We start from the raw sequence: 5,533 nt of genomic DNA on the forward strand, positions 1-5,533 counted from the left end.
CCGCCTCCTTCGAACAAGGAGATGATCTGAAATGATCTAACAACCACTCATCCTTGACCAAGCCCATACAAGTATTCTTGATGAGGATCTCGCTGAGGCAATCGAACGTGACGTCGCGCACCTCTATGAGGGAGCCCTTCAACATTCGTCTTCCCTGAGCTAAGCAAAAAGGATGAATTAGCGCAGCTTGCGGTCGAGATCATCGACGCCAAGGGCGCAGCCCCGTCATCGGGCCTCCAGCGAACCATCTTACTGCGAGCCGCAAGGTCCGCCGCCGCTCGCGGCGATCTGACGAACGCACGTAATTTTTAAGCTGCCGGCCAGCTCGTGCGCTACGGCAGCACGGTACAGAAACAGAACAGTGTCGACATCTACGGAAAAGGAAAACGGTGCTGACTCCGGCGTACAGAGCAAGGCAAAGCGCGACTGTCCGCCGACCAAACCCACGATCGCTGAAATCGGGAAGGCCAAGAAATTCGATCCAATCTCAAGGGCTATATCATCGCGACAACGGCCGACAATGACGTCTACCTAACAGACCATGTCAACGCCGTTTCCGCCAAGCATGCGCAAGAGGGACTATTCCGCGTAACACCTCACATATTGCCCGCCAACACGGTCCTCTCCATCGTGGGAAAAGTTAGAGCCGCAACTGCGTTCGCATCGTGCGGTTTTGCGCGGAGCATGCAGTATTTGTGCGCTGAACTAGTTTTGGCGCCCGAAAGCATCTACAGATGGAATGATCACATGCGTAGCTGCGCGCTCCTTGATCTCTATGCACAAGGTTTCCCGAGTGCTCTGGTTGCGACTCCCTGGAGTTCTTGACCGTCATCTGTTATCGCGTCGCGAAAGGCAACGAATCGTTTGACGTGCCTAGGAAGATGAATTTGACCGATCCCACAAACAGCTCTGAGTTGCCGCCCGTCTTGCATAAGCCGGCAAGTCGCTTGCCGTGGGTTGTTGGACTCCTCGCCGTTATTTTCGGGCTGTGCGCGGGAGGAGTCTATTTCGGGGTCGGTATAGACAAGCTTCTCGGCTCGTCAGTCGCGCCGGAAAACCTGCCAATTCAAGGCTTGTCACCCGAGGACAAGGCGGTTCTTTCAGAGATTAGATCGGGGCAACAGGAGATAAGCGAGGAGATCGCCGAGCTCAAGCGTAACATCAGTGCGCAGCAAGAGGGTCTAAAACAGATATCGGATCAAATCGCTGCACTGACTTCGAACATCCAGTCTTTGCAGAATCCGCCCGTCGTTACGCCTCCATCGCCAGCACCTAATCTACCGCCAGCCCGTACTGTTTCGAAGCCGGCCGCGAGAGCCATTCAGCCTTCTAGACCGGAAGGGCCAGTTTCAATCGGGGGCGCTCCGCTGATTTCCGAGCCGGGCACCCAGCCTCATTGATCAGATCGTTATTCCTGAGCCGTAGCTGATGCGCGGCGTGGTCATGTTTGTATCATCGCCTCCGGAGGTCCGATGTTTGCCAATCATATTCGTATCGGCACTGTCGCGCTCCTGGCCTCCGGAATTCTGTTCGCAGTCTACCCGGCAGTTCGCCCGTTCTCGGACGAAAGATCGCTGCTAGGTGCCGCTGCCTTCGGGTCTGAGGCATGGCTGGCGTCGCACATGATTGCCATTGTGGCGTTCGCGCTGCTCCCACTTGGGCTGCTCGGAATGCAACGCTCTTTACTGGGGACACAGTCCGAGCGCCTGTTCTTTGTCGCCGTTGTCCTGATCGTGATTGGCACAGGCTTTACACTGCCATTCTACGGGGCCGAAACCTATAGTCTTCACGCGCTGGGGCAGGAAGCTTTGCGGAGGCACTCCGATTCACTGCTCAGTCTGGTCGAGATCGTCCGCTCCGGCCATGGCCTTATCATGTTCCTCGCCGGTCTGCTTCTTCTTGCCGCCTCCGCAATCGCGGCTGCCACGGCGCTTTGGCGTTCCTGTCGCTATCCGAAGGCAAGTGGCGTTCCCTTCGCCATCGGGATGTCGCTGTACATTCCGCAATTCTTCGGCGCGCAGCCCCTACGCATTGCACATGGATCACTGGTGGCCATCGGTTGCGTGTGGATGGCGGTATGTCTTTGGCGGCAAGACCAGTTTGGTGCGGAGCGACAGGAAGTCTCCGCTTGTGACTTGTGAGAAATGAGGCGGGAAAAAGCTTGGTAAAATATTCATGTCTAAACTGATGTCCGAACTGCTGGTCGGCAGCAGAGAAGGATGCGTGCGGTGAAATCCATCGCAGAAGGCCGACGAAATGCATAATTTAAGCATGATTGCGCCCATCACATGCGATTCACCGTCAGCATGTTTAGCCTAGCATGAGCTTGGAAGGACAGGAGTGCCGCTTCGCGTTGAGAGCCGATGTAAGCCAGAGCTGAGCCGGCACCCTTCCAAAAGTCCCAGTCCGAAATTGAACACCGAACATCTGTTTGGAAAACCAGTGCAAATTTTCCGCTAGAGCGGCTGCGGGTCCGCATCGCGCTCCAAGCTTCGCGGGAGCGGTGAAATGAGTAATTTCAACCAGGAAAGCATTCTGAACGTCCATCACTGGACTGACAATCTCTTCAGCTTCACCAGCACACGGAATCCGTCGTTTCGCTTCTGCAGCGGTGAATTCACTATGATCGGGCTCGAGGTTGATGAAAAACCTCTGCTGCGGGCCTACGGCATCGCCAGCGCTCATTACGAAGACCGGCTGGAATTCGTCGCGATCAAGGTGCTGGACAATCCCTTAACCTCGCGTCTGCAGCAGCTTAAGCAGGGTGACCAGATCATTGTTAGCCGCAAGACGACTGGCTCGCTAGTCATTGATAATCTTAAGGACGGGCGCAATCTCTATCTGATTGGGACTGGCGCCGGTCTTGCGCCGCTTCTGAGTGTCATCAAGGATCCGCAAACCTATCTGCGATTCGAGAATGTGGTGCTGCTTCATGGCTGCCGCCGCGTCGCCGAGCTCGCCTATGGCGAGATGATCACGGAAACGCTGCCAAGCGACGGGCTGGTCGGCGACTTCGTTCGCTATCAACTGATCTATTATCCGACCGTGACGCGCGACCGCTTCCATAACCGCGGTCGGATCACCGACCTGATCGCGTCAGGCAAGCTGTTTGCGGAAATCGAACTGCCGAAACTCGAGCCGCAGCATGACCGCGCCATGATCTGTGGCAGCCCCGCCCTGGTCCACGACGCCCGAGAGCTCTTGATAACGAAGGGCTTTGTCGAAGGCTCTCCACAAGAGCCCTCACATTTTGTGTTTGAAAGGGCGTTTGTCGATCCCTTATTTTGAGCTGAGTGGCAAGCGACCATGGCTGATCCGAACCCGATACAACGCGAACCCGATACAACGCGACCAGGGACCTTACCGGTGCTACCGTCAATAAAATTGTCGGTCTCTCGACTGGACATAGTTGCAATCATGGCAGCTCCCGACTTATGGTAGACCAAATGGCAGGCTGTGGGGAAAAGCTATGAGAGCTATCTGGCTCGCGTGGCTCGTGGTCATTATGTCGGTGTCGCAGGCTCGGTCCTGGGGACAGGAAGGCCATGCAATCGTCTCTGAGATCGCGCAGCGGCGGCTCGATCCCGCCACGCTCGACAAAATCGCGCCCCTGCTTGCCTTGGAAGCCCCTACTCTTGATCATCCCAACGCAACGCTCGCTTCCATCGCCAGTTGGGCTGACGACTACCGTGCCGACCATAAGGATACGGCAGGATGGCATTTCGTGGACATACCGGATGATCGAACAACTTTCGATCCGGATGCTGATTGCAAAAACGGCAACTGTGTCATCGCGGCGATTGCGCGCTTCCGAACTGTCCTTGCTGATTGCTCGAAACCTGCACCCGAACGGCTCCAGGCTTTGAAATTCATTGTTCACTTCGTTGGCGACGTTCACCAGCCTCTTCATGCATCGGATCGGTGGGATGCCTACACAGGAAAAGACGATCAAGGCGGCAATCTTGTCCCGGTGACATTCTTCGGACAGACCACGAACCTGCATGCGCTTTGGGATACCGGTCTGATTATGCGCACCGTTCGTTCAGTATTTTTCCAAAGCATCGCCGATCGTTGACCGCCAACTCGCCCTTGCCGGGATACGGCTTGCGCAGCTGCTCAAGGAGACGCTGTCCTCGGCAGCCTGCGAGTAACAGAGTATCGGGTTATCGCTATGAAGGCGCTCACGCTATTGGCCGTCGATTCCGCTCGCGGGTGCATCTGCAGCCCCGGGAAACACCACATCCTGCTCGACAAATGGCATCTGCTACTGCACGCACGACTATCTAAACGATGCGATCAGACAGCGCGTTAGCGAGATACGGAACTTGATCAGCGGGCAACGGACACAAGGTAAGGCGATTGGCTATCTCAGCGTTCCGATTAGCGGGATTGCGGGCGGAGTTTCGGCAATCAATGCGCTCGTAGCACAAGAGGCCAAGGAACGCATCGAGCAGCAGTGGGGGCCGCGCGACGTATGGATCCTCAACCCGGCCGCACCACAGTTTTCGCTCCCTATGGACGCCAACGGCGCTGACTACATGTGGATGTGGACCCAGATTCTCGAAGGCGAGGAACCTGAAGGTCTTGGCGCGTTCGACTTTGTGTATTTTGCCGGGCCATCTGACTTTGCGCGTCACTTCGGTCTTGATGGTCACGCCGATCTCGAGAAACTCGACACAGCCTACGACAATCTCGTCAAGACAAAACCTGACCTCGCGGCAAAGGTCGATAAGCATTCCTTTCGCAACTACTACGGGTTACGTGGCTCCGTCAGCTTCAGCTACGGATCGCACGACGAGTGGAACATCGTCAAAATCATCAATGCGAAACGGCGCGCATCTGACAGCACGGCCGGTTTTGCAAAGCAGATGGGTGTGTTCTTTGACGGGAAGCCTATAGCGCCGGGCCTTTTTGAGCTTCCGGTTACCGATGGAAACGCCAGAGCCTGCAATACGAATTGAGATAAGCTGTTTCAGGGAGGGCGCGGAATCGGATACCCTGCAAAGCCGGTTTGCATCCGGGGACAGGTCTGATCGCCGCCGCAAAAGATCGTCACATCCTCTACGGCTCTAGGCGTCGTCTTTACAACGCAATCAGGTTGCTCGACAAGGAGAGGCCCTCAGCAGCGCCGCGTGTGCGCGCTGAGAGGCCGGATTGCTATCGTTTCGAACGAGAATCGGACACCGTCGATCGGTTCACCGCCGGCCTACCGACGAGCCTAACCAACTCGGAGATTTTCAGCGGAAAGTTTCCCGGAGCGACCGGTCTTCGGCTCGTAGCTAATTCGGGAGCCCTCCGCCAGGCCGGTGTGGCCCGCCTTTTCAACGGCACTAATGTGCACGAAGATGTCGGGACCTCCGTCGTCTGGTTGGATAAAGCCGTATCCTTTGGTCGGGTTGAACCACTTCACAGTACCAAGTGCCAATGCAGTCTCTCCAAGTTGAAGCCAGTCAATTTAGCCGAGGGCGAAGGCGGACTTCAAGTGTAACGAGCGGCACGAAGCTTTCTCGTTCCAACACGCCGCTATCATAGA

General features: G+C 56.1%; 7 protein-coding genes. 5 read left to right on the plus strand and 2 right to left on the minus strand.

Going from position 1 to position 5,533, the window contains the following annotated elements:
• Positions 1 to 249: 249 nt before the first annotated feature.
• Positions 250 to 471, minus strand: coding sequence for a hypothetical protein (locus tag SO139_RS45285; RefSeq protein ID WP_498542074.1), 222 nt, complete (start codon positions 469 to 471; stop codon positions 250 to 252).
• 350 nt (positions 472 to 821) lie between these two features.
• Here SO139_RS45285 and SO139_RS45290 point away from each other — a divergent pair, with 350 nt between their 5' ends.
• The 5 genes from SO139_RS45290 to SO139_RS45310 all read left to right on the plus strand — a co-directional run bounded on the left by SO139_RS45290 (position 822) and on the right by SO139_RS45310 (position 4,961).
• Positions 822 to 1,400, plus strand: a complete 579-nt coding sequence (locus tag SO139_RS45290; RefSeq protein ID WP_449384551.1) for a hypothetical protein — start codon at positions 822 to 824, stop codon at positions 1,398 to 1,400.
• Positions 1,401 to 1,472: 72 nt separating this feature from the next.
• On the plus strand, positions 1,473 to 2,141 hold the full coding sequence (locus SO139_RS45295) for a hypothetical protein (RefSeq protein ID WP_498542075.1): 669 nt from the start codon (positions 1,473 to 1,475) through the stop codon (positions 2,139 to 2,141).
• 367 nt (positions 2,142 to 2,508) lie between these two features.
• Complete coding sequence (locus tag SO139_RS45300) at positions 2,509 to 3,288, plus strand: ferredoxin--NADP reductase (protein WP_498542076.1); 780 nt, start codon at positions 2,509 to 2,511, stop codon at positions 3,286 to 3,288.
• A gap of 181 nt (positions 3,289 to 3,469) precedes the next feature.
• Positions 3,470 to 4,075: a S1/P1 nuclease gene (locus tag SO139_RS45305; protein WP_498542077.1), complete on the plus strand. Its 606-nt coding sequence runs from the start codon at positions 3,470 to 3,472 to the stop codon at positions 4,073 to 4,075.
• A gap of 250 nt (positions 4,076 to 4,325) precedes the next feature.
• Positions 4,326 to 4,961, plus strand: coding sequence for a hypothetical protein (locus SO139_RS45310; RefSeq protein WP_449384555.1), 636 nt, complete (start codon positions 4,326 to 4,328; stop codon positions 4,959 to 4,961).
• A gap of 257 nt (positions 4,962 to 5,218) precedes the next feature.
• Here SO139_RS45310 and SO139_RS45315 read toward each other — a convergent pair whose 3' ends face one another.
• Positions 5,219 to 5,425, minus strand: coding sequence for a cold-shock protein (locus SO139_RS45315; RefSeq protein ID WP_449384556.1), 207 nt, complete (start codon positions 5,423 to 5,425; stop codon positions 5,219 to 5,221).
• Between the last annotated feature and the right edge of the window lie 108 nt (positions 5,426 to 5,533).

The organism is Bradyrhizobium sp. UFLA05-89, from assembly GCF_059803475.1.